This window comes from Enterobacter cloacae complex sp. ECL411 (genome assembly GCF_021869665.1).
Lineage (GTDB): Bacteria > Pseudomonadota > Gammaproteobacteria > Enterobacterales > Enterobacteriaceae > Enterobacter > Enterobacter intestinihominis.
Window position 1 is genome coordinate 2,782,247 of sequence record NZ_CP091486.1, and the last position, 25,890, is coordinate 2,808,136.

The 25,890-nt window shown below is 53.1% G+C and carries 28 protein-coding genes and 3 pseudogenes; 3 read left to right on the plus strand and 28 right to left on the minus strand.

The window, feature by feature from the left end; translation table 11 throughout:
* Positions 1–12: 12 nt before the first annotated feature.
* The 3 genes and pseudogenes from L3069_RS13250 (at position 13) to L3069_RS13260 (ending at position 1,210) form a co-directional block, all read left to right on the plus strand.
* A complete protein-coding gene (locus L3069_RS13250; RefSeq protein ID WP_022648490.1) occupies positions 13–579 on the plus strand; it encodes a hydrolase in 567 nt (188 codons plus the stop codon).
* Positions 576–671, plus strand: a pseudogene (locus tag L3069_RS13255) (hypothetical protein); the annotation flags it as partial. The gene L3069_RS13250 and the pseudogene L3069_RS13255, both read left to right, overlap by 4 nt.
* Positions 672–943: 272 nt before the next feature.
* A pseudogene (locus L3069_RS13260) lies at positions 944–1,210 on the plus strand (DinI family protein).
* A 131-nt stretch (positions 1,211–1,341) separates the two neighbouring features.
* Here the strand turns inward: L3069_RS13260 and L3069_RS13265 are convergent.
* From L3069_RS13265 to L3069_RS13400, 28 genes and pseudogenes are all read right to left on the minus strand, one after another.
* Positions 1,342–2,478, minus strand: a complete 1,137-nt coding sequence (locus L3069_RS13265; protein ID WP_080373380.1) for a tail fiber domain-containing protein — start codon at positions 2,476–2,478, stop codon at positions 1,342–1,344.
* A gap of 61 nt (positions 2,479–2,539) precedes the next feature.
* A complete protein-coding gene (locus L3069_RS13270) occupies positions 2,540–3,505 on the minus strand; it encodes a DUF6453 family protein (RefSeq protein ID WP_039270167.1) in 966 nt (321 codons plus the stop codon).
* A 4-nt stretch (positions 3,506–3,509) separates the two neighbouring features.
* A complete protein-coding gene (locus tag L3069_RS13275; protein ID WP_236901869.1) occupies positions 3,510–7,346 on the minus strand; it encodes a phage tail protein in 3,837 nt (1,278 codons plus the stop codon).
* A 53-nt stretch (positions 7,347–7,399) separates the two neighbouring features.
* Positions 7,400–7,984 (minus strand): tail assembly protein, encoded by a 585-nt coding sequence (locus L3069_RS13280; RefSeq protein WP_236901870.1) that lies wholly within the window; start codon positions 7,982–7,984, stop codon positions 7,400–7,402.
* The gene (locus L3069_RS13285) at positions 7,984–8,694 is read right to left on the minus strand and encodes a C40 family peptidase (RefSeq protein WP_236901871.1); all 711 of its coding nucleotides are present in this window, start codon (positions 8,692–8,694) and stop codon (positions 7,984–7,986) included. Before L3069_RS13285 ends, L3069_RS13280 begins: the two co-directional genes overlap by 1 nt.
* Before the next feature lie 2 nt (positions 8,695–8,696).
* Positions 8,697–9,455, minus strand: a complete 759-nt coding sequence (locus tag L3069_RS13290) for a phage minor tail protein L (RefSeq protein WP_016240208.1) — start codon at positions 9,453–9,455, stop codon at positions 8,697–8,699.
* Positions 9,452–9,790 carry a phage tail protein gene (locus L3069_RS13295; RefSeq protein WP_058683958.1) on the minus strand — a complete coding sequence of 113 codons (339 nt, stop codon included), beginning with the start codon at positions 9,788–9,790 and terminating at the stop codon, positions 9,452–9,454. Before L3069_RS13295 ends, L3069_RS13290 begins: the two co-directional genes overlap by 4 nt.
* A gap of 2 nt (positions 9,791–9,792) precedes the next feature.
* The gene (locus tag L3069_RS13300; RefSeq protein ID WP_236901872.1) at positions 9,793–13,284 is read right to left on the minus strand and encodes a phage tail tape measure protein; all 3,492 of its coding nucleotides are present in this window, start codon (positions 13,282–13,284) and stop codon (positions 9,793–9,795) included.
* Positions 13,285–13,330: 46 nt separating this feature from the next.
* The gene (locus L3069_RS13305) at positions 13,331–13,666 is read right to left on the minus strand and encodes a zinc ribbon domain-containing protein (protein WP_032665364.1); all 336 of its coding nucleotides are present in this window, start codon (positions 13,664–13,666) and stop codon (positions 13,331–13,333) included.
* 55 nt (positions 13,667–13,721) lie between these two features.
* Complete coding sequence (locus L3069_RS13310) at positions 13,722–14,000, minus strand: DUF4035 domain-containing protein (protein WP_023305929.1); 279 nt, start codon at positions 13,998–14,000, stop codon at positions 13,722–13,724.
* Positions 14,001–14,008: 8 nt separating this feature from the next.
* Positions 14,009–14,392, minus strand: coding sequence for a phage tail assembly chaperone (locus L3069_RS13315; protein WP_040117541.1), 384 nt, complete (start codon positions 14,390–14,392; stop codon positions 14,009–14,011).
* A 32-nt stretch (positions 14,393–14,424) separates the two neighbouring features.
* Positions 14,425–14,844 (minus strand): annotated as a pseudogene (locus tag L3069_RS13320) (phage tail tube protein); the annotation flags it as partial.
* A 59-nt stretch (positions 14,845–14,903) separates the two neighbouring features.
* Positions 14,904–15,251, minus strand: a complete 348-nt coding sequence (locus L3069_RS13325) for a DUF3168 domain-containing protein (RefSeq protein ID WP_236901873.1) — start codon at positions 15,249–15,251, stop codon at positions 14,904–14,906.
* Entirely contained in the window at positions 15,248–15,697 is a 450-nt protein-coding gene (locus tag L3069_RS13330; protein ID WP_063857662.1) for an HK97-gp10 family putative phage morphogenesis protein, read from the minus strand. The genes L3069_RS13325 and L3069_RS13330 overlap by 4 nt, the downstream gene beginning before the upstream one ends.
* Positions 15,694–16,032, minus strand: coding sequence for a phage head closure protein (locus L3069_RS13335; protein ID WP_236901874.1), 339 nt, complete (start codon positions 16,030–16,032; stop codon positions 15,694–15,696). The genes L3069_RS13330 and L3069_RS13335 overlap by 4 nt, the downstream gene beginning before the upstream one ends.
* 8 nt (positions 16,033–16,040) lie before the next feature.
* On the minus strand, positions 16,041–16,367 hold the full coding sequence (locus L3069_RS13340) for a head-tail connector protein (RefSeq protein ID WP_236901875.1): 327 nt from the start codon (positions 16,365–16,367) through the stop codon (positions 16,041–16,043).
* Complete coding sequence (locus tag L3069_RS13345) at positions 16,367–16,627, minus strand: hypothetical protein (RefSeq protein WP_236901876.1); 261 nt, start codon at positions 16,625–16,627, stop codon at positions 16,367–16,369. The genes L3069_RS13340 and L3069_RS13345 overlap by 1 nt, the downstream gene beginning before the upstream one ends.
* A gap of 40 nt (positions 16,628–16,667) precedes the next feature.
* Positions 16,668–17,879, minus strand: coding sequence for a phage major capsid protein (locus tag L3069_RS13350; RefSeq protein WP_032622508.1), 1,212 nt, complete (start codon positions 17,877–17,879; stop codon positions 16,668–16,670).
* Between the two features lie 9 nt (positions 17,880–17,888).
* Positions 17,889–18,737, minus strand: a complete 849-nt coding sequence (locus tag L3069_RS13355; RefSeq protein ID WP_236901877.1) for a head maturation protease, ClpP-related — start codon at positions 18,735–18,737, stop codon at positions 17,889–17,891.
* Between the two features lie 13 nt (positions 18,738–18,750).
* Positions 18,751–20,055 (minus strand): phage portal protein, encoded by a 1,305-nt coding sequence (locus L3069_RS13360; protein WP_071283826.1) that lies wholly within the window; start codon positions 20,053–20,055, stop codon positions 18,751–18,753.
* Complete coding sequence (locus L3069_RS13365) at positions 20,055–21,791, minus strand: terminase large subunit (RefSeq protein WP_042889604.1); 1,737 nt, start codon at positions 21,789–21,791, stop codon at positions 20,055–20,057. Before L3069_RS13365 ends, L3069_RS13360 begins: the two co-directional genes overlap by 1 nt.
* Positions 21,791–22,288, minus strand: coding sequence for a phage terminase small subunit P27 family (locus L3069_RS13370; RefSeq protein ID WP_236901878.1), 498 nt, complete (start codon positions 22,286–22,288; stop codon positions 21,791–21,793). Before L3069_RS13370 ends, L3069_RS13365 begins: the two co-directional genes overlap by 1 nt.
* Positions 22,289–22,443: 155 nt before the next feature.
* Positions 22,444–23,094: an HNH endonuclease gene (locus tag L3069_RS13375; protein WP_053086243.1), complete on the minus strand. Its 651-nt coding sequence runs from the start codon at positions 23,092–23,094 to the stop codon at positions 22,444–22,446.
* A 14-nt stretch (positions 23,095–23,108) separates the two neighbouring features.
* On the minus strand, positions 23,109–23,465 hold the full coding sequence (locus L3069_RS13380) for an HNH endonuclease (RefSeq protein ID WP_072256050.1): 357 nt from the start codon (positions 23,463–23,465) through the stop codon (positions 23,109–23,111).
* On the minus strand, positions 23,453–24,421 hold the full coding sequence (locus tag L3069_RS13385; protein ID WP_236901879.1) for a DUF1983 domain-containing protein: 969 nt from the start codon (positions 24,419–24,421) through the stop codon (positions 23,453–23,455). Before L3069_RS13385 ends, L3069_RS13380 begins: the two co-directional genes overlap by 13 nt.
* A 152-nt stretch (positions 24,422–24,573) precedes the next feature.
* Positions 24,574–25,035, minus strand: a complete 462-nt coding sequence (locus tag L3069_RS13390; RefSeq protein WP_045619497.1) for a lysis protein — start codon at positions 25,033–25,035, stop codon at positions 24,574–24,576.
* Positions 25,032–25,526 carry a lysozyme gene (locus L3069_RS13395; protein WP_045619499.1) on the minus strand — a complete coding sequence of 165 codons (495 nt, stop codon included), beginning with the start codon at positions 25,524–25,526 and terminating at the stop codon, positions 25,032–25,034. The genes L3069_RS13390 and L3069_RS13395 overlap by 4 nt, the downstream gene beginning before the upstream one ends.
* The gene (locus tag L3069_RS13400; protein WP_023622516.1) at positions 25,504–25,728 is read right to left on the minus strand and encodes a class II holin family protein; all 225 of its coding nucleotides are present in this window, start codon (positions 25,726–25,728) and stop codon (positions 25,504–25,506) included. Before L3069_RS13400 ends, L3069_RS13395 begins: the two co-directional genes overlap by 23 nt.
* Positions 25,729–25,890 lie beyond the last annotated feature (162 nt).

The window sequence follows — 25,890 nt, forward strand, 5'->3', positions numbered from 1 at the left end:
ACTGGAGTGACAATGTTAACGCTTGATGCCACCAAAACCGCCCTTGTGGTCATTGATTTACAGGAAGGGATCCTGCCTTTTGCCGGTGGTCCACACACCGCTGACGATGTTGTAAGCCGTGCTGCGCGTCTGGCGGAAAAATGCCGGGCCAGCGGTGCGCCTGTCGTCATGGTGCGCGTCGGCTGGTCCACTGATTTCGCCGAAGCGCTAAAGCAGCCAGTTGATGCTCAGGCCCCGGCGCATGCGCTGCCGGACAACTGGTGGACATACCCGGTCTCGCTCGGTAAACGCGACAGCGATTTAGAAGTCACCAAACGCCAGTGGGGCGCATTCTATGGCACTGACCTGGAGCTCCAGCTGCGCCGTCGCGGGATAGACACTATTATTCTGTGCGGGATCTCCACCAACATCGGTGTGGAATCCACCGCCCGTAACGCCTGGGAGCTGGGCTTTAACCTGGTGATAGCGGAAGATGCGTGCAGCGCAGCCTCTGCGGATCAGCATCAGGGCAGCATGACCCATATCTTCCCGCGTATTGGTCGCGTGCGCAGCACGGATGAGATCCTCAGCGCGCTATGATGTACGTGGGTTTGCCCCAGTGGTCGCACCCGAAATGGGTGCGCCTGGGTATTACTGGCCTTGAAGAGTATGCCCGACACTTTAACTGCGTGACGCGGCAATTTTAAAAATCACTAAAGAACGCCCAAGAGCATGTGTATTCTTTAGAATTATCAATCACATAAAATTCCCTTCATATGAAAATCACCAAAGTTCATATGAGTAAAAATGTCCCACCCATGCCCCAAACCGTCTCAAAAACAATTTTTTTGCCCCATCCATGCCCCATGGATCTCTTCTGAAATGCTATATACCCAACCGTTGACACTGTACAAATAACCAGTATAAGTTCTCTTTAAAAATACAGTCGTTTCCGGAGGTCTTTATGTTCGTTGAGCTGGTTTATGATAAGCGTAATGTAGAGGGGCTCGAAGGGGCCAGAGGAATCATACTGGCCTAGCTGACGAAGCGGGTGCGCCAGATTTTCCCTGATGCCGAAGTGAAGGTGAAGCCGATGCAGGCGAACGGCCTGAACAGCGATGCCAGCAAAAGCGATCGGGAAAAACTGAACCGCTTGCTGGAGGAGATGTTTGAAGAGTCCGATATGTGGCTGACCTCTGAGTCTCCTGCTGTTCGCCAGGTTGGCCTATAAATCTTGTTCGGTTAATATTCCCCACGTTTGCTCGGGCATGAACACTGAGCAACCAGCCGCCGCCCGTTCTTTCTTAAGACGGGCGGCGGTTTTCTTAGCGAAGCCGTTTCAATATGCTGTCTTCAGGTATATCAAGCTCCACCCTGTTTTAGCTCATCAACCTGTTTACTAAGTTCTGCTACCTTTGCGTTAAGTGCCTTAATGGCGGCCAGAGCATCCATAAGCAATGGGTTAAGGTCAAGGGTCATTTTGCCCACTCCCTCGGCGCTGTGAACGTATTCCGGGTCAATCTTTTCAATTTGCTGCGCGATTACACCACGGCGTACTGCTTCACTGTCGTCATCCTTATACCTGAACGATACGAACTCCATCGCATCGATGTTTGCCAGCGCGATTTCCGTATCAAGTTCAGTGATATCTTTCTTAAAGTTGATATCAGATGTCCCAACCGCCTGCATCTGCGTCCACGGGTAAACGTTCGCACCGATATCAAAGGCTGCGTCAGAAATATGGCGCACATAAAATCCCTGCTCAATGCTGATCCAGTACTGCTGGCGGCGGTCGTCGGAGTATGCAGTCATAAAGCCGCTGCCCGCTGTTGACGGCTTCCATCCTGCGGCGCTTGACTGTCCGTATACCCCGGTCTGCCCCAGAGGTAATCCGGGATTATACTGCTGGATTTTAACTAGATTGCCGTACCCTTGCAGTAAGACATCACCGAGCGTACCGTTTACATTGTTTTTGAGTGCTGCGGTTCCGAGCCCGAAGTTTGTGCGGGCATCTGCCGCATTTTTCGCACCAGTACCCCCTTGCGCCACGCTTAGTGCTGTGGTCAGCCCGGAAAGGCTGGTGATGTCGCTGTTAGCCCCTTTCTTTGCCAGCGATCTCTGACCCGGCACAGTGACGGCCACACCATTGATGGTGATAGTTACGTCAGATGTCCCATTCATCACATCAGCGAACCCACTCATGTAGCGCTGGTACATCGTGAAGGTTTCTGCAATATCCTGTGCCAGTCCATCCACGCTCAGGCTGTCGCTCAGCAAAATCGAAAACTTTGTCCCCGCAGGGATTGCAGGACTTGCCGCAGGTGTCACGGTGAGGTTTGTTGCCCCGCCGATAGCGGTAATCTGGAACACCTGTGTGGGGCTGGTCAGCGCAATGACAGTACAGCCGTTGCGGATGAGTGAGCCAGCGGCAGTGAAGTTTGTGCCGGTACCTGTAAGGGTGTTTCCGCTGATGGCGATAGTGCCGGTGGTATAAATCATGTTTTCTCCAGGCAATAAAAACCCCCGCCGGAGCGAGGGTGCATTTAAAGGGTGATATTTTTCAGACGTACATATCGGGAAGAACGGGAAGATTGAGGGGCGTTACCGTGTCATTACCAAAAATGGCATATTGTTCGCGCCCGAGATATTTCCCACCCTGAACTGAAGCACTGCCGTTCTGTATTTTTATTCCGAACATTCGATACACGTACATGCCATTTACTTCGTGAGCCATCAGCCCGAACCTGCCCAGCGGAACATAGCCGCTGCCGATGCTTACGGCATTTTTCGAAGGCGTCCAGAGTTGGTTGAGGTAGACGAAAGGCCGCTTTGTCGTCGAAAACGTGCAAGCCCCGGCTGCATTGAAGATGTTGAGGCCGGTGCCCGGCTGAGGCGCCACGCCACTGGCAAAGATGACAATATCTATCGTGCCGGTCGTCGGAGCATCATCGTTGGTGGATGGAGGGCTGAAGAACCTGACCGTGTTGCCATCGAAATCGACTGTGTTACCGCTATTGCAGCGCCCAAAGACGATATATTTGGACTTGTCGTACCCCGCTATCGTGGGAACTGCCCAGCCGCCAGTGGGAACATTGACGGCACCCTTCCAGATACACTGTCCTGACTGTGTAGCATTGGTTATTGAGGTGAAGTCAGTACTGTTGCTGATGAGAAGACCCACACCACTACGCTGGCCTGACGGAAATATCTGCCAGAGGCTACCGGGGAACGTGTACGTACTTTCACGCTCACTGATGCTTACATCCTTCATCGTGGAGTTCTGCGTCACGCGGCCACCGGATATGGTGACCGAGTTCATTTTATGAAGCAGCCCTGAATCAAGATAAGCCGTTGCGTGAGGGATAAACAGCACCTGCGAACCGGATACATAACCGGAAATATCCGCGTACTTGGCTTTCTGATATCCACTGTCAAAACTTGCTCCAAATGACGGGCATCTCAGCCCCGCCGTTATCTCCATAGGTTTCCCGCCGTCGTTCAGCTCTATCAATAACCCTGTCGGCATATTATCACCATGTCCCAAGTACGATCCGGCCACCACCCGGAATATTAATGGTTACGCCATTACCATTAATCACCGTTGTGTTGCCGGAGCCATTGAAAGAAAAATTACCGTTTGTGGCGTAAATCGAGCCACGAACGGTCACATTATTGAACGTCGCGTAGCCAGACTTGTTGATGTGCCAGCCAACATTTCCGGTGCCGTCCCATGTTGAAGACTGAATGTAGTTTCCTATTTTGGCATTGCTGATGGTGCTGTCCTGGATGAACGTATCCCGGATGAAGGTCTGTCCGTTCTGGATAACGAACGGCAACGATACCGCCCCACCAGCCTGCGCCATTACCGCGAAACGGTCAGCCACAAACAGCACCTGTGATTGCATGCCAGATGGAGTATTCTCAACACCTATCCCCATACCAGCAGCATACTGTTTTCCGTTCGCATCCACGGCAACCTTGATGCTGTACATCGCCTTCAGGTCGCCGTTGACGTTCGCAATGGCCTGCGCGTTGGTGGTGATCGCTGAAGTGTGCCCGTTGATGGTCGCCGTAATGCCGTTTATCTGCGTGGCCGTGGCCTGCTGATAATTGGAAAACGTCTGGTTCAGGCTGTTGATTGCTGCCTTGTTGCCGTTCACGTCAGTCTGCAAACTCAGCAGCGAACGCGCTGTTGCCTCCCTGTCGCTTGCCATAACATTATCAATACGATCGATGCTGGCCTTACTGTCACCGTACTGCGCGCTGAGTCTCACCTGCTGATCAACCTGCGCCAGCGTACTCGTTATTAGCGCGATGGAGTTACTCTGAATGCCGCCGCTGGCAGTATCTGTCCTTGCTCCCAGTTCCTCCAGACGGGATGCCATTGAGGAATCGAGGTCCGTGACAACCTGGCTAAGGTCAGTGATTGATGCTGTATTCTGAGCACCTACAGCAGCTGCTGAATCAGCTTTGTCAGATGCGACCTGAGTGGCAGCCGTCAATTGACTTACCGCAGAAGCGCGAGCTTCAGTTTCCGTTGCTAACGCCTGGCGAACATCAGTAATACCCGCTTCATTCTGGGCAGTTTTCGCCTCTAGACGAGTAACATCCGTGACGCGGGCTTCCGTCTCAGTGGCGATCACCTCCCGGAGCTGTTCGAATGTCGCAGAGTTAGCCCCCTGCTGCGCAGTCTGACGCACAACAACATCAGCAATAGCCAGGGCGTTCCCAATGATTGCTTCTGCTGTCTGCTTATTCGAACCTACTGCTGCAGCCAGACCATCGGCGTTCTCCTTAATCGCGTCAGAAAGTTCGGCCAGTTTCTCGCTACTTTCTACGGCACTCTCAATCAGATCCTTGAATACCTCAGAATCTTTAATTTCCTCCAGGATCACATCGGTGATGTCGGAAACATCGATGCTCGCCTGTCCGCGCACCCAGTCGGTGTATCCGGACTCGTTGCCGCTGCGGTCCACCAGCTGCGCGCGGTACCAGAAAATTTGCCCTGCCTTAAGGCCCATCTGCTGATACTTGCGCTGCGGATAGGGTACGTCTGCCAGCAGCATCGCATCGTCTTCGGTACCGGTCAGACTGTACTGAATTTCCGTCTTCAGCGTGTCGTCGGTATTCGCCGGGAATCCCCAGTTCAGCTCGATACCAAATACCACGTTTTCAGAAGCGATAAAGCCAACTGGCTTCGGTGGGTTGCCCACTTTACCCGTAAGATTTACTTCTGATGATGTCGCCCACACCGATGAAACGTCGCTGGCGTTCACCGCCCTGACGCGGACCAGATAGCGACCCGAGTAGATGCCCTGCACTTCAAAACCGAGAGAAGACGTTCGGGGCACGCTTACCCAGTTTCCGCTGTCACGCCGCCATTCCGCCTCGTACGCAACTGCACCCTGAACAGCATCCCAGGCAACGCGCATGGTGGTAATCGCAATGTTCTGGTTAACCGTAGAGTAACTGTCTACGACAATATTTCCTGGTGGGGCCTGAACCCCAGGTGGAATGACACTGACTGGACGCTCGTCCAGTCTTGCGCCGGTATCAACGGCGGAATAGATGTCAGGGTTGTAAGTCGTCCCGGTGACTTCGAAAGTGCCGTCGTTGTTGTCCCGCGTTCCCGTAACACGGAAAAGCGCTATAAACAGATCGTCAGAGTCCACACCCCAGTTACATTCAGCCTCCGGCGTTTCGCTGTAGGATGTGGTGACAGTGACTGTGTTTCCGTTAACGGCCTGGACGGTTCTGGCCTGAGCTGTGCCTGATGGAAGATTCAAAAACAGCCGGTTCCCGGCCTTCACATCAGCGGCGCGATCGAGGGTTATGTTGCGGCCGTTAACCGCACTCACCCTGCCGCCGATAGTTCTTCCGGCCAGCTCGTTAGCAGCCACGCCGATCACCTCCCCGACAGGGGGAACGTCCATGCCAGTACTGAAGGTCACCACCTCGCCGATACCGTTAGTGAGCAGCGCCCAGCGCCCCCGCCGGTTTGCCTCTGACTGCCTGGTGCAGCCGATCGCAGTCATTTCGAGCTGACGATAATCGAAGCGCATGGCCAGATCGTTATCGTAAACAGGCTCAGGCGTGTCTTTGTAGTGGTTAGCTGGGTCAGACCAGTTCACCAGCGCGGCAGTGTTTCGGGTGGTTTCACTCGGGTCCGCAAAGGTAAATTTACCCTCAACAACGCTGGCGTGGTTATAGATGTGCCACACATCGCGGGGCATATCAGCCAGGACATACATCTTATTGTCACCCCAGTACGTCATGCCGCGAAATATACCCGCCAGATCACGAAGTACGGTCCAGGCGTCATTACGGTCCTGGATATAAACGTTGCAACGAAAACGAGGCTCCGTCCCGCTGCCGCCCTTGCCGTCTGGTACCAGTTGATCGCAATACTGGGCGATGCGATAAAGCTCCCATTTGTCTATCTGAGTCGCATCGATTCTTTGACCCAGCCCGAAGCGCTCGTTCAGAATGATGTCGTAATAAATCCAGGCAGGGTTATCCGTCCATGCCCATTTAAATACGCCCTCCCATGTACCAGAGTAAGTGCGGGTTTCGGGTTCATAAGTATCAGGTACACGGATGATTCGCCCTTTCGGATTGCACACAACCTGAGGAATGCCATTGGGGAACTGCTTTGCGTCAAACTCTACATACAGCAGCGCTGTGTTAACGTAGCGAAGCTTGGCGTCAATAATTTCAGTTACAGCTACAACGCGCATGGTGTCCACAATATTTACGCTCGTGGAATCCGGCGTGATTCTGCGAACCCGTAACTGCCAGCCAGTCGAGGCTTTTGGAAGATTAACGCGGTGACTACGCTCATAAAGCGACGTAGTTTTGTCATCGACAGCACCGTTAACCACCGTTTCATACGGCCCGCCATCGACCGAAAGATCGATAGCATACTCGACGCGGGTGCCGACTTTGTCGCCGTTGTTTTTCTGGAGCAAAAGAGTTGGCCATCCCAGGCGAATTCGCAGCGCAGAGAGCTGCGTGTTGGATACCGCTCGCACGTAAGGAACAGCCTGTTTCAGCTCATATGAAACCTGAAGTTCGTTTTCAATGCCGGGGAAGCCCTGAATATAGTCCTGGTCCTGAGTGCCGGAACGGAACTCGTATTTTACATTATTGAAGTTATAACTTCCGTCGGCGTTCTGAAGGGGCGTATACGAAGATGAGTCACCAAGAAAGATGTTTTTAGCATCAAGCCCGCCAGCGAACTCACCCTCTCCAAGAGCAATCAGCACCTTTGCCCTGGCAATGGACTGAATGCTGTCCGGTGCTTCAACAGGCGTTCGGGTCTGATTGCTGCCACCTTTACCGCGGCCTTTGATGATTGTCGTCGTCATATCGCGTCCATAAAAAAAGCCACCGTCAGGTGGCTTACAGTGCGTGGTTTGGTTTATTGCTGATCTTCGGTATAAATCCCGGCGGAAATAATCGCGCCACCTATTTCGCGCTGCCCATAAAGCAGGGGGACGGGATTTCCGGATGCTGTTGTATTAACGGGGCCACCAAACGCATAAGAGGGTTTGTTATCAGGATCCTGCCGCATTCGCAGACCTGAAACCTGAGGAGAGAGCATTTGCACTACACCGCCAACGGCCATTGCGGCACCAACGGAAAACATGAGGTTACTTGCTGCGATACTAACTCCCGGCATCCATATGGCAGCAGCGACCAGAGCCGTTCCGAGCAACGCCTGGAAAACTCCAGCTCTTTTACTACCCCTTATCACAGGGATTATTCTTAACTCATCACCCGGCCCCAGGAGTTCAAACTCTTCGTGCCCGATATTGCGACGATCCCGGAAAATAACAAAATCCAGTCCCTTTGCCCGAGCTTCACGCAGATAAGCATCAAAGCCGTCAATGGTGTTAGAAAGCGCCCTGAAAACTTCGCTGGCGGACGTTAGTGCACGGCGATGTGTCCTGCCAAATCGCTGAGCCATTGAGCCGCTGAGTTTGATAACGGTTTTTCTTTCCATTACATCAAATCCTTATAACGCAGAATTTTGATGGTACGGTCACGGTAATAGCCACCGTAGGGAATACGCTGGCTTAGCTGGCCATACATGTGATGCAGTAGCATGTTGCCATCAAGCAAAATCCCGGCATGGTTCGGGACGGTGGACTGAACCTGCATGATAACCATGTCACCTGGCTGAGCGGGACCGTCGTACTCACGGAAACCGCATTCCTGCCAGTTATCCATATAGAGGTTTTCACCCTGCTCCCACCAGTGGCGATCTACGCTGTAGTTGGGCAGTTCAATGCCGTGCTCGGTGCGGAAATAGTCCATGATGAGAGACCAGCAGTCTGCATACCCGAGTACAAACTGGCGTCCTGTGAGGGGACGGTCTCCGCGAGGCATGACGGTGCGAATGTCGCCCTCCGGCCACGATGCAATAATCCAGGGCAGTTCCGTGGCATCACACATCAGCATGTCGAGCTCGCTCGGCTGAGTTGTTGCCCCGTCGCCGGGATGGCTGTGGACGATCGCCACCACAGTGCCCTGCTCTTCGGCGGCCGCATAATCCTCAGGATTAAGTTCAAATTGCTCAGTCGGCGACTCAGCATTATTTTTGCAGGGGATGTATTTCTCCACCCGCCCCTTCTGAATAACCACGCCACAGCACTCCTCGGGGAAGGATGCGGCGGCATGGGCCAGAATGGCGCTAACTGTTTTGTCGCGCATGATTATCCTCTCAGAAGTGAAGCGCCTGGGAACCCGCCATAATCCAGCTGTTCATTCTCTCCGAAGCGAGGTTTACAGCCCGTTGACAGCAATCCGGAGCAAACATCCTGTGAAGGATCGTCCACCCGATTGCCGTCTTTATCGAACCAGCCGTTTTGCCCGGCGTAGGTGCAGCCGTTCCCGGTTTTGTACCAGCCCCGCATGCACCACGTGCACATTGGCTGAATTTGCCGGGTCGGAATGAGTTGCCCTCGCAAATCGGCTGGACTTGAAAGCTCAAACTCTACGGTTTCATCGTCTGACCCTGATTTACGGTCGATGTAATAAACCTGTTTGCGCTCCTCGTTGGGATTCGCAGTCGGGTTCCCGCCAGGAAAATTTCTTGCGTCCAGGTAGTGAGCGAAGGTGTCATGGATGATCACCTTTGCTTTAGCCATCCCCTGAAACCTGCGGCACAGCGCGCCAATCGTACCGCTGATGTTTGCAACAGTGAGTGACGGCCGTGAACTCTGGCCGTCACTGCTTACAGATATGCCGGTCAGTTCATACGGCCACGCGCCATACTCCTGCCCCTGCCACCACACCGACTTCGGCTCAAGTTTTGACTCGTCGCCGCCTGCGGCGATGATTTCCGCCTCGGTATGCGGGATTGTCTCGTTGTGAAAGCGAAGAATACCCGCACCGAACGCTGAGCCGTCCACCTCGATCAGGCGGACGCGCTTACCCGGTTCCAGTTTCTGGACATCAGATGAAATACTCATGGATGGTATGCCTGTATGAATGTGCTGCTGAGGGTGTATTTTTTGTTGCCGTGGGTAGATATCTGGAAGGATTCCGCGCGCCATAAACCTGAAGGATCAAGCGGTGGCTTCCAGATAAATGACTTCCACCCTGCATGTCTGTTCAGAAAGTTTTTAATGGCCTGAATGTAAGCCTCGTCGCCGGTAAAGCTCACGCTCCACTGAGGTGTTACCGGGTTGATGCCGTCCCCGGCCACCTGTGTATAGCCATCGCCAAACTGCGCCTTTCGGGTACGAAAACTTGTATCAACCTGAGAGGCAACCTTTGGGCACCAGCTGAAGGTTTCGACTGCCATGGTTAAACTCCCTTGATTAATCGCCACAGAGGCGAGCCCGGCATGCTGGCCTGCTCGTTAATAACGCCAGTGATGGCATCTTTCAATTGTCTGCCAGCGGCACCGGCTGTTCCCTGACTGGCCGCCTGGGATGATCCGCCCTGAATATTGATATCGCCAAAGTTAACTGAAGGCACGCCACCAGAAACCTGCGGCATCCCCACTGCGCGAACGGCAAGATCACCATTAGGTGCCCGCGTGAGGGGCATGATTGCTTCAGGACCTGCCTCGCCGAAAATCCCTGCGCCTTTAGCAAAAGCAAACAGTTGAGGTGTCTGAAAAACGCCATTGCTGTAAGCGCTCAGGGACGGAGAGTCGTAAACATTACCCTTTGCATTAAAGGTAAAGTTCGCGCCAGCATTCTGAATAGCGGTACCGCTGCTGGCGGTTGCGGCTGACGAGGCACCAAAACTGAACAGTGATCCAATTGAGCTGACGCCATTAGCAACAGCCATGTTCACCAGAACGTTCTGGATAATCTTCAGTACGCTCACGCCCCAGTCCTTCCAGCTGTCAACGTTGCCATTGAGCATGTCGGTGATCGTGGTGACCGCGCCACCCATGGCCTGCTTCATGCCGTCAGCGGCCATGGAAGAATAATCAGTAGCTTCGTCCACCCAGTTCGCATAACCCTCAGACAGTCCCGTCATCCAGTCGTCACGCTGCGCATCAGAAGCTGCGTAATATCCCTCCTGGTCGCGCAGGCGCTCTTCGAGGTAGCGCTTATTAAGTGCCAGCCCCTGCTGATAGAACGTCTCGTCGATTTCACCAGCCTGACGCTGGCGGAGAAGATCGGTATTCTTCTGCTCGAACTCCTTACGCAGATTGAACTGCTCCTGAAGTCTTTCACGGAACCTGGTTCCCTGCCCGTATCCCAGCAGTTGCGCTTCATTGGCTGCGCGGGCGCTGGCGTTACTGTCAGCAAGGTTGGCTTCGTAATTTCGCAGTTGCTCACGTAATTTAACCTGGTCAATCAGCGCAGCATTCTGCAATACCGTCTTTTTCTGGGCTTCCGTCAGAGAAGCAAGTTCGCCCTGGCTGACCTGATATTTAACCTTCGCCAGTTCAGTATTCTGACCTTGCAGGGCAATCTGCTCTTTTTGCTGCTTGATAAGGCGCTTATACACATCCTCGGTTTTCTCGCCTTCGGTTTTACCGCCCTTCGCCTTAGGTTTGTTGGCCTCATTATTCCGCCATTCAGCAAGACCGTTATTAATCAACTCCTGACGGCCTGTCTGGAATTGCGGATCACTGGTTAACCCCAGGTCATCGGCTGCATAACTCAGTCGCAGGCGCTCTTTTGCTTCACCCTTCAGGCGTGACAACTCCAGATCCCGGCGGCTCTTTTCGAGGGCATCGGTTTGCTTTTTGTCGAGATCGGCCTGCGGAAGTCTGAGCGGGACGTTAGCCAGCCCCTGACGCGCCATAAGGAGTTGGTTACCCAGTCCGAGTAATCGATTAAGTTCATCGTGCTGCCCATTCATCAACAGAAGTGATTGATAAGCCCGGTTCTGATTCGCTGCCTCCTCCCGAATTAGCGTCACACGCCGATGCTCAAGACCTTCAAGAACCTGTTGGATAGAGGCAGATTTCTCCTGCATCTGGGCAAGCCTTTCCTGCTCAACAGATAACTGTTCAGTGACTGTAGTCAGTCCACGGGTCACGGTATCCAAAGATGTCAGGTGGTTAATCATGAAACCACCGCTGGTCGTTGGACCGGGATTACTGATCACTGACTGATAACCAGCCATCTGCTCTTTCAGATTTTCTATCTTGCTCTTTTGTTCATCTATCAGCCTGTTCTGCTCATTCAATGCTGCGCGCGTTTTCTCAGCATTGTCTGAAGCTTCAGGCAAAGACATTGCCTTCGACTTTTTACTGACTTCATCAATCGTGGTGGCGTATTCCTGCGCCGAACGACGGGCCTGCTCCTGATTTTGATAGACCGCATACCAGGCACCAGCACCCAACATGACCAAACCCGGTATTCCGCCGATGAGACCAAGTGCACCACTCATCAGGCGAGTACCAACTGATGTTACATTGTTGAGATTTCGCTGGGTGGAGACGCGATTTGCCAGATTCCTGTCTCTGGCTGCCTCCGCAGAAGCCAGCCGTCTTTCAGCAATAGCCTGAGCGTCGGCATTTTTTGCAGCCACCAGCCCTGCCTGCGCACGCTCAAGCGCAGTTCTGGCCCTGACTTTTTCTGTGGCGGAGCCACTTGCAAGAGCAGTGGTCAGCCTGGCTTGAGCTGCTGTGACTTTGGCTTCCGCTGCCGCAATTTTTTCTTGCTGAGCGGCCTGAACATCTGCACTTCGCGATCTTTGAACAGCTTGCTGGGCTCGATAAACTTCTGCCCTTGAAGCTGCAACAGCAGACTGAGCCGCTTTATCCTGCGCGACAGCAAGGGCAACCTCTGATTTCGCAGCTGAAATTAGCGCACCTGTTGCGCTACTGGCGCTGGTTACAACTCCGCTGAGGTATCTTGCCAACCCAACACCAACAAGCGCCCCAGCGACTGTTGTAATTGTTGACATATTGTCAGCAACGTCATTCAGAGCGCCGCTCACTGCTGATGAAGTAAAAGAATCAAGCGTCTGGGCAACATTATCCAATCCGCCAGACAACGCATCAGTAGCACCGGTTGCCTGGTTTACACCGCCCACCCAGGCCATGAATGAGTTAGTTACTTTTTGAAGGGATCCGGAAACCGTTTGTGGCATGCTGGCAAATTCGCCCTGCAATGCTCCTAACTGGCTCATTAAAGCTGGGACAACCTTATCGATCGTAAGCTGTCCCTGGTCAGCCATGCTCTTGAGGTCTTTACGGGCTACACCCATTCCCGCAGCCAGAGCGCGGATTACCCGATCACCGGCTTCGTTAACGGCATTAAATTCTTCACCACGAAGAACGCCTTGTGCGAGCGCCTGGCTGAACTGAGTAATAACAGAGCTCGCCTCCTGAGTGTTAGCCCCGGAAAGTTTGAGGCCGGTAGAGACAGCTTCGGTAATTTTCAGAACTTCGTCAGAGCTATAACCGTACTCGCGCATTGAGGCTGCTGCACGGGAAAAAAGGTTTGCGTTATCTGAAAATGCCGTGCCGGTTCTTTGGCTGATTTCCATTAACTGACGCTGTGAAGCGGCAAAATCATCAGCAGAAGATGATGCCTGTTTAAGACGAGCGTTTACGGAGTTCCACTCATCAGCAATCTGCACAATTTTACCCGTTGCAAAAGCTGCCGTAGCTGCGGCAGCAGCCCTTCCAGCAGATGCAAATCCGGCAGTCAAATCAGAGAGCGCCCTTTCGCTCTCTCTGGCAGCAGCAGCGGCCTGCCGACCGCCATTCTGCATGGTGCGGTAATAATCCTGCCCCATTCGTGAGGCGCGGGAAATTTCCGTCTGGAAAGATTGAGAATTGGCGGAAATTTTGATTATTAATTCGCGTAAGGTTGCCATTTATCCAAACTCCAGACGTAAAAAAACCGCCGAAGCGGTTTTATTTTTATTGTTTCCAGACCTTTTGCCTGGCTTCTTCAAGGTATTCTTCATCGGTTTTAGCCGGAGGTGATTCGGCCATCAAATCACTGCCACAATGTTTACATTTAATGGCTGCGTTTTTGATTATTTCCGCACAGAACGGACACTTTTTCATACCCTCATTTTCAATTAAGTCTTTTTCTTCAGCTGCAACATCTTTCTTAATTACCAGCGAGTGTACAAAGGCAATAATAAACAGCAATGCACCATAAACCCACCAAGCAAAGAAAGAGCGGCCTTTGCTTTGAGCTATTAAGGCTGGAACTAAGCCTATTACAATTGAAACAAGTAAAATTTCCATTTTCTATCCCCAGAATTATTAGTGGCTAAAATCCTAATGTTTTCTGGGTAAAAAGTCACTGAGTTGCAGCAGTTAGCGCCGCCTCAAGCCCTGCAAACGGGTCCTTCGGTGCTGATTGCTCATCACCACCCCAGCGCAGGATCGCATCGTCCAGCGGTACTTTTGCCCCCTGCGAGCCGTAGATGGCAGAGACGAGCTGAGCTGCCTGAATGTCACCACGAATATCGCCAACCGGACTTTGCCTGTCGTACTCAATCCACATCAGAAGCTCGCTTGCCGTCATATTCTGCCGAAGCTCTGAGAGCGTGCGCCCCATACGGAGCGCAAGCGACATCAGAAACTTTACGCCGGGGGTTGAGACTTTTCCCGCGCTTCGTCCGCGTTGTTGATCAGGTCAAGCGCCTGTTTGAGCAGGCGTGAATGGACGGGGCCGTAGATTTCACGCACCTGCTCTTCTTCGTCTACGCTGAATACCGGTTGCTTATCGGTGTCACACAGAACGTCAATGAAGAGCACCACGTCAGCGCAAAGATTACGGTGTGCCTTTTCCGATACCGACACATTTTCATCATCAGCACCCGTTTTCACCACTTCCTGCCAACGCAGCCAGGCTTCACCTGACGGCTCACGAAGAACCACTTTGACGCCTTCCCACTCAGGAACGGCGACCGTCTTATGACGAAATCCCGACATCTTAGCCAGGGCGAGATTTTTAATATTCTTCATGAGACCTCTCAGGAGCCAGACTCAATGTTTTCAGGCTTACCTTTCAGGCGCAGGGAGAACGTTGCCGCCACTACGCCGTTGGTACCTGAAGACCAGGTGTGCTGGCGAATTTCAGCCAGGAACTTAAAGCCCTTGCCGGAAGGGAAGATCACCTGGAAAGCGTAGGTCGTATCGTTGTCATACGCATCGCGCAAGGCGTCCTGCGCCGGGTTCTTGTAAAAGTTACCGGACAGAGAGATTTCTGACGGAGAAGGCAGACCGTTGATATTCTCCTGCTCGGTAGAGCAAAGCGTTGTTACGTCGATATCCTGCTTCTGACCACCGGTGAACTGAATTTCTTTGATGGTGCAACTCAGATCGAGGAAGGTTGCGGAATCCATCGATTCTTTGGTGGCTGGCGCAGAGGAAATAAGGATCTTCGTCAGCTGCGATTTTTCATAAAGTGCAGACATAGCTTTCTCCTGGAAAAAGAAAACCCGCCATCAGGCGGGTTCGTTGGGTGAATTAATTGTCAGGGGGTAACCCTGAAATCGAGGGTCATGCGGTAGAGTCGTCGATGGGGCTCGTATCCGGGGAGCCTGGCGACCTCCGTCGGGTTTAGTGGCCGTAGCGCCACTAGAGCATCTTCCACGAGCGCGCGCGCCTCTTTGATGGAGGTTGAGTAAGCATCTACCTGAATGGAAACCCTGCTCTCTGCCTGTCCACACAGCACGTCAGCGGAAACATCATCGACGATGGAAAAGATAATCCAGGGTGGAGTGACCGACGGTTTCCCGTCACTACCTAATGGCGCAACATAGGGATATACCCGTCCTTCTGCCAGGGGAGAAAGCAAGGCGTAGATATTATCTTCATTCACTTGCTCAATACCTCATCAATAGCCTGATTCATCCTGGCAATGGCGACGCTGGCGGCCTCTTCCTCGCGAGTATCGTAAGCGGGTCGCACAAACGGATGAGGCGGCATATTTATTGTCCCCATCTCAACAAACCGCCAGTAAAACGCATTTCGCGGATCGCTGGCTTTCATGGTGTTGTCGCTATTACCGGTTCGCATGTTGCGACCACGGATATGTACGCCGGAAGTAATTTCGCCACGGCGGCGTGAGCGCTGAGTCAAAACGACCACGTTTTTCTTCAGCTTTCCAGTTCTCTCAGGAGCACGTGCGATCACTTCTTCCTTAAGCACTTCGGCACCGGCGCGCGTGGCATCACGCAGAACCTTATTGTTTTCAGCGCGGCTAAGCGCCTCCAGATCCTTTGCGATGTCATTCAGCCCGGAAAAATCGAGGCTCGTCTCAATCATTTTTCGGTCCCCTGTTTGCAAAGAATTTCGAGCTGAACACCGCGAGAGTCAGGGATTGGCGGACCAATGATATTCAAAATGGCACCCTTGAACGCGCCAGTCATAACCCGGAGTCTGGACGCAGCAGTTATATCGCTACGAAATCGTGTCCATACCCTGATAGTGGCGACTGCGGTTTCAGCACCAGCGGCTACCAGCTCGCGCCCACTGATGCCCTTTACTTCTGCCCAGGTTTCTGCGCCGTCATGCCATGTTTCAACAGGCTGGCCAGAAGGATCACGCGATGTTGTGATGTTCTGAATTACCACCCTGTCTCTCAGTCTTCCGGCCTGCATAATCCCTCCTACACTCCGTAAATTCGGTATGGCTGCAGCAGGGCTTCAACCGCAAACGGGACCTCTGCTACGGTCTGCCCAACGGCCACTGATTCGCGGTTGGCGTACCAGTGTCCGATCAGCAGTAACATGGCCGCCTTCACATCGTCATTAAGAAGAATCGGGTCCGGGTCGTCTGTGTAGCCAGGGCTGTCTTCTTTTTCATAGAGCGTTCGCCGCGTCCATGTCTGAACGTAACGCGCCGCCGCACCAGTGTATAAAGTCAGCAAGGCATCATCACCGGTAAAGTCGGTATCAATGCGGCAGTGCTGTTTCACCACATCAAGGTCGACCATTATTTTTTCGCCTTCTTGTCCGCTTTTACTTCCGGCTGTTCCTGCTGCTGTTCCTGCTGCTGTTCCTGCTGCTGTTCCTGCTGCTGTTCCTGCTGCTGTTCCTGCTGCTGTTCCTGCTCTGCAGGATTTTCTGATTCTTCGAGCATCGCATAGCCTTTTTTGATGAGCTCGCGCCCGTGCTGTTCCAGAGTTTCCAGAGGAAGCCCTTCAGTAACGACGGTACCGCCGAAATAAATCGGTTTGAGTGCGATCAGTTTCATTTTCCCACCTGTAAAAGCGGCCCGAAGGCCGCAGTGTTTATCAGCTACCTGCACCGGTGCTGAAGGAGCCATACACGAACGCTTCAGGGCGTTTGACGGCCAGCGCCAGACGTTCCTCGCAACGGATTGTGATCATGTTTTTCTCGAAGTCGTCGGCGTTCTCCGTGGAGATAACAACGTTCGCATCTTCGCGGTCGAAGATTTGCGCGCCAGCGTTGAAAGCACCCGTCAGGAATTTACCCTGGAAGGCTGCCGCTTCCGTTGCAACAACCGGCAGGCCCCACAGAGTCGGACCAGTCAGCGCCGCAGGGTTCGCCAGAATGTAACGACCCAGGCTGTCTTTGGTCAGCTCGATCCGCGCCCAGTCAATGAAGTGAAGAACATGACCGGATGCCGGGAAACGCGCCAGCTGCGCCTGCAACATTGCCAGACGCAGATCGTCAATCCCGCTCTGCTGTTCGACAGTGAACGCCGGATTGAACGCTGACGCCTGAGGAACGATGCCGTGCAGATGAACGCCGGTACCATCACCGAAGAGAATTTCCTGCTCTTCTGCATACTTCAGTCCGTAGCGCATTTCGGCATCAACGGTGGACTGCAACTGTGCGAAGTCATCCAGGATCTGCTTTGAGGCTTTGAACAGGTGCGCGATGGTGCTGACGCCAGTGATTTTCGGCGTGAACTCAATTTCGCTGTATGGTTTCTGCGTATTTTCAGGAACCACTTTCGCGTTATTGGTAAAGCCTGTCTGCTGCACCCAGAAAATAGCTGAGGAGGACGTACGGCCTGGAGCGATCAGATCGCGGATGAACAGGCGCTGTTTCGGTGCCGTATCAATACCCGGCAGGCGCTGTGGCTCTACAACACCATCAGGCACATCCACCGAAGTCAGGGCAGCCTTAACCGGGATGCTGATGCGCTTACCGCCTTCCACGCTGGAAGCAAAGGTTTTCAGGGCTTCAGCGGAGATCACCTGGTGGCCAACGGACTCGACAACCTGTTTCGCGTTTGCCAGCGGCATCTGGGCAACATGTTGCTCCAGTTCGCCCATTGCGGCCTTCAGGGTTTTTTCAGCTTCACGCAGCGCATTGAACTCAGAAGCCATTTTATCAACGGCTGCTTTTGTTTCTTCTGACAGCCTGCCTGACTTCTGTGCCTCTTTAAGTGCGTCTTCTGCTTTCGCGTTGAATTTGCCGGTTGCCTCTTCAATGCTGGCAGTGACTTTTTTCAGAATTTCGTTTACTTCAGACATAAAGGGTCCTTATTTGACTAACGCCGCAAGAGCGCTTTCAAGTGAATTGAGGGTTTCAGGTTTGATATCTTCGGTAGCGCCCGGCGTACCGTCGTTGGTGGTGACAGCGCCAGGCATGCCACCGGATAAGGCTTTAATGAGTTTTCTGCGCTCAGAGCGCGGGGTGTTGGTTTTAGCCAGTAGCGCGTCGAGTTTGCGAAGCGCGGCTGCAGGCGATTCGTCGCCGTCGCTGACCGCATCAGCAGAAAGCAGGCTGTCTGCCAGTCCCTTCACCACAGCATCACTGCCACCGATATAGCTTTCCGCGTCCATCAGCTTCTGCACGGCGGCCATATCAAGGCCGGAGCGCGCCGCGTAGATGTCAGCCATAGCGGTATCGAAGGGTTCCAGTGACTGTGCCAGTTCTGCAAAATCATGGCGGTTTCCCATCGCGTATACCCAGCAGTTGTGGATCATCAGAAAAGCACCGCGGCCAATCTGAATATCATCCCCGGCCATCGCAATTATCGAGGCGGCGCTGGCGGCAATGCCCAACACCTTCACCGTTACACGGCCTTCGTATTCGCGGAGAAGGTTGTAAATTGCCAGACCTTCGAACATGTCGCCGCCAGGTGAGTTGATATTCACCGTAACGTCGGCACCGTTCATTGCCCGAAGTGCACCGGCAATGCGTTTCGCCGTCACACCCTCGCCCCAGTAGTCCTGCCCGATAACATCAAAAACAGAAATGCTGTTGTCGTCTGCGGCTGCAGCTTTAATTCCACCGTCCCAGCGGTCCAGTGCAGACGGTAAAGTTTCACAAGTTACACGCGCGCAGGGACGACCCGCCGGTGCAACCGGAAGTTGTTTTTTGCTCATCAGGAAAGTGCTCCTAAGCGGCCTGTTTCAGCGGAGATTGTTCAAAGGAAATATCGGGGAATACGTGGTTGTGTAGCTCTCGCAGGGCCAGTGCCTGAACAGCAGGGTTGCTGCTTTCGAGATTTTTCAGTTGCGTCAGGTTGAGCTGAACGGTGTAAATATCGCCCCCTTCAATTGGCGGCATGTTCTCAAGACGACGAACGTCATTACGGGACATCCAGCCATTTTGAAGCGCGCTGGTATAGTAAGCGGCACGGCCCGCGCTGTCGGCGCGCAGCAATCCTTCAACAGAGAATTCTGCAAACACTTCATCATCGCTGTCGAGTAAGCACCGGCCAATTTCCTGCTCAATGTTCACCAGCAGCGGTCGAAGTGTATGAGTCAGAAACTGCAGGTTCATACCTTCCAGGCTGGATGCCCAGCTGCTTTGTTTCGTGGTATGACCAACCATGAAAGGCGGCACGCGAAACCAGCGGCAGATCTCCTCAATGCTAAATGCGCGGCTTTCGAGCATCTGAGCATCTTCCGGGTTCATGGTCACGCCCTGATATTTCAGGCCGCCTTCAAGAACCATAATTTTTCCGGCGTTTTTGGAGCCGGTGAATGATGCCATATAGCCACGAAGTCTTTCACGTTGATCGTCTGTCAGCGCATTATCAGCGGATAGAAAACCTGAGCTCTGCAGACCCTGCTCGAATATCTTCGCCGCGGACTCTTCAACGGCCATTGCTGAACCGATCACATCCCGGCCAGTCTTCATCGGCATCATGCCGCAAACACCGTCCAGACCGAAACCGCGAATGTGCATGATGTTTTTGACCGGAATGACGCGCTCGTTTCCGTTTTCAGTGTATTTGTATTCCAGCGCCCCGGTAGTGAGACGTTTAACCACCATGTTCTGCGGCAGTAAAGGCACCAGCGAAACCAGGCGGTTTGCAATGAATTTCTTCTCAATGAAGGCGTTCCCGCGCAGGCAAATACTGGCGACCACCATCAACATAAAGCGTGATGGTGTCATTTCTGAATTGGGTCGGCGGCACAGTATCGAATAGGCCGGATGATCAGTTGCCGCTTTACGCGAACCGTCAGGCTGTCGAACGTATATTTTCAGCGGAAGGGTTGAAATAGACTCGCTTAACAGTCTTACGCATGCCCACACAGCCGATAGCTGGATGGCTTTATCGGCCGTGACTACCTTTCCGCTGCTGCTGGTGCCAAACCATTCCTCCCAGAACGTGCCGGTAGTCAGGCTGATAGGCACACCAAGCCAGTTAAGCAGAGCGCTTTTCACCCTGCCTGGCTGTTTGTTTTTTTTCATCAGAAACCTACCATGATGGGATTATTGAAGAATCCGGAGAGATCCTGCTGGTCGTTGCCACCGTTAACCAGAACGCGGCTCATTGCTGTGAACAATGCCGCCGGGCCATCAATCTTGGCCTCTGGTGTGGACTTGTTCGGGAAAATGTTCTCGTTCCGGTCAGGTTTGACGGTTACGTTTGACATCATCCAGTTCATTACCGGGTGATCGCTGTGATGGAAGCGGCCACCGTATACCAGTGCTTCGACCTCTTTCATCGCCTCAGAGAAATTGCGAACCGTCTGCGGCACTTCCACCAGCGGCAGCCCTTCTTCTGCCAGCGCAAGGCTGAACTGCGTCGCACTCCACGGGTCGAAGCCAATTTCTTTCAGACTCTCGCCAGCAACCCACACCTGCAGCTCTTCCTTAATCTGAGCATGGTCGATTACATCCCCGTCGGTAAGGATCAGCTTGTCCATCTCGGCCCACTTACGATAGAGCTCTGCCATCTGACGCGAACATTTCTCAAGGCGTCCTTCCGGCAGCCAGAATTTAAAATCCGCATGAACGTGGCCACCTGGCGCGCGCCAGACTTTAGCGGCTGCACAGATATCAATTTTGTTTGAAAGGTCAACGCCCACCCAGGAGGGATAGGTTTTAAGTTCGTGCTGCGGGGCGATAAACTCGCATTTTTCCCATTTCATCATGTCCATCCAGGCAGACTCAGCGGTAACCCAGATATTCATGTGCTTGGTGAAAAAGTTAATCCTGGCCGAAACCTGCTCTTTCGCCTTTTTAGCCAGGCGGCGGAGATCATCCCAGCGCTTACAGATACCCAGCCCCGGATTTGCCTTCTGCCAGACTTTTTCATCAAAGGGATCATCACCTTCATCTAATGTGTAGATGATGGCAAAAAACGTATCGTCTTTTACCAGCCCACGCAGAACCTTGATGGCGTAATCACGCAGTTCGTAGCAGATACCCTCTTTGTTAAATCCGGCGGTGGTGATACCGAAAAGCAACGACTGCAGGCGCGCGCCGGTTGCCGTCTCCAGAACGTCCCATACATCACGGGTTTTATGTGCATGCAGCTCGTCGACAATGGCGCAGTGGATGTTCAGGCCATCGAGGTTGTTCGCATCTGATGATAAAGGCTCGAATTTGGAGGCCGTTTGCTCCTGGTAGATAGCGAGCTTGTTGAATTCGAAGATCCGCCCAAGAGTGGCTTTCGCCTTCTTGACCATATTTTTCGCGTCTTCAAAAACAATTCGCGCCTGGTCACGGGTGGTTGCAGCGGAATAAACCTCCGCCCCGCCCTCGCCGTCAGCGCCAGCCATATAGAGCCCCACGCCGGAGCAAAGTGTTGATTTGGCATTTTTACGGGCCACCTCAACATCTGCTGTACGGAAACGCCGAACCATCACCGGCCGACCGCTGCCGTCGTTACGCAGAACGGTTTCCCCCGTCTCTTCGTTCACCAGCGGGATAACAAAACCAAAAATATTAATCAGGATGAAAACATGCCAGTCCATCAGCTCAATAGGCTGGCCTGCCAGGGCGCCTTTTACGTGAGGCACAAAATTATAGAAATTCAGAATGTGCTGCGCGCGCGGCTCACTGAAGAAAATACCGCGCTCTTCGCCGTGTGCCAGATCGTCAAGAAAACGCTGGCAGGCAAGGCGCACGTACTCACAGGCAATAATTTCCCCCGCCACCACCCTCTCGGCATAGCGGATGCCTTCTGCAACCTTAGCCATTAATCCCTCGCTTTCATAAACTCGGCCAGCGGATCAACCGCATCAGGACCTTTTACATTCACTTTAGAGCGGCTGGCTGGCGTCATGCCGAACTCACCGAGCATGGCGCGCAGACGTTTCCAGGCATCAGCTTTCATAATGGCGGCCGGGTGAGCCTTGATCATGCGAATCTCTCGCTCTTTACCTTCGTCTGGCTCTTCGTCGCTATAAACGGCGTAGGTGTAGCCTTCTCTCTCCAGCGTATCGCAGTGATGCCGGTACTCGGTGTAAACCTCAACCAGAAGCTCAAGTGCTCTCGCGTCCAGCTGCGACATGACGCCAAGCGCATCGAGCTCGTCGGCCATCCGCTTAAACCAGTATTTCCCCTGCTTGTCGAAATGCTTCGGCGTTGGGGGTACCCCTGCGGCTGGCTTTGGTTCGCATTCATTAATCGGGCGTTTTGATGGGTTACCCCTCACCAAACGTAGATGGGTCGGGGTTTTCGGTGGTCCAGACATAATCGAAAACTCCTATTAATCATCGAATGGGGGACCCCATAAAAAAGTTTTCTAACCTGCGGCGATGTGAAAAGAGGTTAGGCGGCGGTCCTTTAGGCTGATTCCCCTGAGGTTTTTACCCGCCCTCCCCCATACTTCGCAAATGAGAGCGGATATCATTTAACCGACTCATGCACGATTTTCGCCAGTTTCCGGCTCGGGGGACCACTGTTACCAATCCGTGGGCTGAACACCTTACTGATGTCCCAGCCCGCCTTCAGTCGATATTCAATCGAGTTTCTCGAAATCCCCAGGTAATCAGCCCATTCGTTAAGGCACATCGTCTTACCATGAGCGGTATATCTGCGATCGGATTTCTCTCGCATTGTCCTTCTCATCTTGTCTACGCCTCGCTTCTGATTGCACACAGGGCAACTTGGCACAAGATTGTCAGGCTCGTTATTGGTCTTACAGTCATCGAGGTGGTCGATGTGAAGGGTGTCCCAGCCAACGGTTTTTGCACACCAGTGACAACGGAACGGTCCAGCCCCATGTTTGTCGTAATAGACTTTCCGGTGCTCGTAAACACGAGGACTCCCACATGCCAAAGGATGATCGGGCGCATACACCAGCAGATATCCGCCAGTGTGCTCCAGCTTGCCATCCTTTCTTGTGCTGAGCTTCTCTGTCGTTCCATGACGCCGGACGCGCATGTAGTGCTTTTCACAGTAGTGGCTGTTACGGGATCGTACCGATAATTCGCATCCATCCACTATGCAGGCAGCATGGGCGTGCGGAAGCCCTGAACCATGTTTCGATTCAGTCATCTTCACCTCGTTACTTAATTTCTGTTCAGGCGCTCGCGTGCTGTCTTGGCTTTATGGCAGCCGCGGCAAATTGATTCCAGATTAGAGAGATCGTCAGTACCGCCGTGAGCTTTTGGCTTGATGTGGTCCACCGTCTCAGCGGGTGTATACCTTCCATTTCGCAGGCATTCACGGCAAAGGTGTTTATCTCTGTCGAGAACGATTGGGCGCAGCCTGTCCCACTTGCTGCCATAACCTCGCTGATGCCTGCTCTGCCCTCGCTGATGCTGCTGCCAGCCTTCGTTAAGGTGCTTGGGACAATAGCCTGAGCGGTCTGTGGTTGTGCCAGGGCAGCCACGCTTACGGCACGCTCGAGGGATTAATGCCGGCATGATTGAAAGCTCGTCCAAATCATTCCACCGGGCTTCAGTGCGTTGCGAATAGCATCGCCAACTACATCATTCACTGCCTGTTGCAGAGCAACGGTTGATGCTGCCTGAGCATCTATCGCAGTCTGAATGGATGTAAACAGATCGCTTTCGCGTACAGCCTTGACAACCAGTTCTTGCATCTCGTCGGTTAGTCGCGTCTTGGTGGCTATGCCAGTCGCTGAAGCAATTGAACTGATTGGTTCAGCGGTAGCTTTATCGCCATCAGCGGGATTAGCCTTATCATGACTAATTGCTCCAGGGAAGCCACCAAAAGACAAACCAACATTGAATGTCGTCTTTTCATTATTGCTGGCTGATTGAGCGGCTTCATGCACCTTATAGCGATCGGCCAGAAACTCAACCTTGCTATGCTCACCTTCAACACCGAGGGTCATGCCAGCTTCGTGCGGCTTGCCTTTGCCGGCGACGTTTAATTTAACGCTATTGCCATTAGACAATACGGCATCGTCGATCTTCGCATCGGTAACGAACACCTCGCCGTTATTAATAATCAGCACCCCGTTCTTTTCGAAAGTCCAGCCATCTTTCAGGACTTTGAATGCATCGCTGTTACGGATTTTGTCGTCCAGCTCATCAATAGTTTTTTGTACGTCTGAAGTGTCCAGCTCAACGCCAATGGTGATTGCGCTGCAATACTGCTTATCAACCGGCTTACCAAAGCGGGTGTCTGCCAGGTGCTTAATGGCATACTCCTGCCCTTCAGCGGTCAGGAAGGTGAAATAGTTTTCCTTTTGATACTCCGTCGCGGTATGGCGTGTTTCAGCGAATCCCAGTTCCCGAAGCTCAGCAGCGCCAGATTTAGCTGGCAGGTCACCAGACTGAAGCGCGCCACGGAAAAACAGCGAATAAAGAACATCCGTCGCAGCGCCGGACAACGTAATGATTTTCTGACCCATGATTTATTTCCTTTTAGGCGTGAGATGCGCATGAAAAAGCCCCGCTATTGCGAGGCTTGGTTATTCATGTGGTAACGGATGCATGACCCCGGCATTGCAGTGTGGAATGCGTAGGCGGTCTTTCGCCATACGAATACATGCTCACCTCCGTATTATTTCAGGCACTGAGTCCGAACGTATTCCTGCAGGCCGGTCAGTTGCTTTGTGACGGCGGCGATCCCGTCTCTGAGACGCCAATAATTGAGTTCAGCATCTGCTGTAAGTCGAGGGCTTGAACCATCAACCAGGCCGGAGGATCCGGTGGTTTCGTCTTTGGAGCAGGTGGCGGCGATTTGCAGCCGACGCTTACCAGCGACAACATCAGCACGAAGCCTGTTATTCTCAGCATTCGCATCTGCTAATTCCTTCGTGTATTTGGCATCCAGTGCAGCGACATCACGCTGGCGGGTCTGCATATCTTTGATGGTGGCGTTAGCCAGGCGGAGGTTCTTGGTGGCTTTGTCGCGCTGGTCTTTGTAGGTGATGGCGTTATCGCGGTAATGGTTAATCGCCCAGGCCATGGAGACCAGCAGGCAGATAACGACAGCGCAGATGATTGCTGTTAATCGGCTCATTTCTGGCCCCACTCGCATACTTCACGCTCAATCTCACGACGGGTGATCAGCCCCTTCCACTGCTTACCACCGGCATACGTCCAGCGCTGCAGTTCTTTGCATGCCCCCGGCACATCACCAGCGTTCAACTTCTTCAGCAGCGTGGAACTGGCGAAGGCACCAGAGCCCACGTTATAGGTGAAGGAGTAAAGCGCGGCGCGGGTTGGATCAGGGATGCGAACCTTGATCAGCGGGTCGATGGCGTTTGCCACCTTTCGCAGATCTGCCTTAAGCAGGTTGTCGCACTCTTTGTCGGTGTAGCGGTGACCGCGGCGAATGTCCGCTCCGGTGTGCCCATCGCAAACAGTCCAGACGCCGACCACATCCTGATAGGCGTAATAACGCCGACCTTCGAGTCCATCCGCATTGCCCAGCATTACTGCAGCAATAGTGATTGCCCCTGATCCGCCAACGATGGCACCCACCAGCTTATTCCTCAACGTTGGGTTCATCTCGGCTCCTGCTGCGGCGGTTGTCTTCGCGGATCTTGAAATAGAGATTTGTCAGATACGTCAGTACGGCAATGATGATACCCACCAGCACGCCGATAGCGTTCCACTGCTCGGGGCTGTAGGCATTAAGCATGCCGTTTAGGATGCTCCCGGCTGAAGCGCCATAGGCAGCACCAGTGGTTATTTTTTCCATGCGATACATGCTCTCACCTCGCGTAGTTAGCGGGTGCTGTGTTTGTTTGAAAAGGGTCAGGCCCTCGGGACGATTTAACAAGTAGGCGTGTCGATGATGTTTCCTTGAGCCTGAAATAAAAAAAGCCCGCTTTTGATGGCGGGCCAATGAGTTGACTATTTGTAAGGTAGG